The following is a 1,073-nucleotide window of genomic DNA, read 5'->3' as shown; positions in this document are numbered from 1 at the left end:
TGTTTACGTTTTACGGAGATGCGGTAAGTGTTCTCTTGAACCGAAGAAGATAGGCTGTATTGACGTATCTCTTGGTTTTCAAACTTATCGCTGTTGATGTAGATGCCGAGGTACTGCCCAGGCTTGTACTTCGTCACTTTACTGCCATCCGTCGGTTTGAAAACAAAACTGCAAATGTGTTCACTTTCCAATTGTTTACCAACCAACTCAAACTCACGTAGCCCTCGCCAACCACCTTCTTGCGATGCATTCGCTTGATAGATTTGCTCTTCGCGCTGGATAAATACATTAGCCAATACGCCATAAGCTTCAGCCCACGCGTTTAAAACTTCTTGGCCCGGATTGAATAACTCATCAATCGTAGCGATCAAATGTTTACCTACGATTTGATACTGATCTTTCGTGATCAAAAAGCTGGTGTGTTTATGCGCAATTTTCTCCACTGCGCCAAGTAGAGCAGGCAAGTTTTCAATGTTAGCAGCGTATGCACAGATGGCATTGAATAGCGCTTCACGCTGATCGCCATTACGCTGGTTGCTCATGTTGAAAATGTCTTTTAACTCAGGGTTGTGAGTAAACATGCGGTCATAGAAGTGAGCGGTCAGTTTTGGTCCTGTTTCTGCGATTAGTGGCGCGGTCGCTTTCACGATCTCAATGGTTTGATTGCTGAGCATAAGAACTTCCTATTTTTAAGTTGTATTTGTAATGCATGTTTAAAGTTGTATCTCAAATGTATCTTTCGATCAAGAAAAGATTTACACTTTTGTCGATAGCGTAAGTTGGTTGTTTCGTCACTGACATTGAGCTATTAAGTCGCACTCTGGGAGAGAACATGCAGTTAACGAGCTTTACTGATTACGCGCTGAGAACCTTGATTTACTTAGCATCATTGCCAAAAGATGAGCTGACCAATATCACCGAAGTGACGGATTTGTTTGGTGTGTCTCGTAATCATATGGTCAAAGTAATCAACCGTTTAGGGCAGCTAGGCTACGTGCATACCGTGCGCGGTAAAAACGGTGGTATTCGCTTGATGAAGCCAGCGTCTGAGATCACCGTTGGTGGTGTCGTGC

General features: G+C 43.5%; 2 protein-coding genes. One reads left to right on the top strand and one right to left on the bottom strand.

Annotated elements, in window-relative coordinates:
* On the bottom strand, positions 1-674 hold a 674-nt coding region (locus R7R78_RS24440), incomplete at its 3' end, for a globin domain-containing protein (protein WP_225474416.1).
* A gap of 158 nt (positions 675-832) precedes the next feature.
* Here R7R78_RS24440 and R7R78_RS24435 point away from each other — a divergent pair.
* Positions 833-1,073 (top strand): Rrf2 family transcriptional regulator (locus R7R78_RS24435; RefSeq protein WP_225474415.1); only part of this gene is annotated, 241 nt, incomplete at its 3' end.

It is taken from the genome of Vibrio sp. 2134-1, from assembly GCF_033339495.1.
This window is presented reverse-complemented; position numbering and strand designations above follow the sequence as displayed.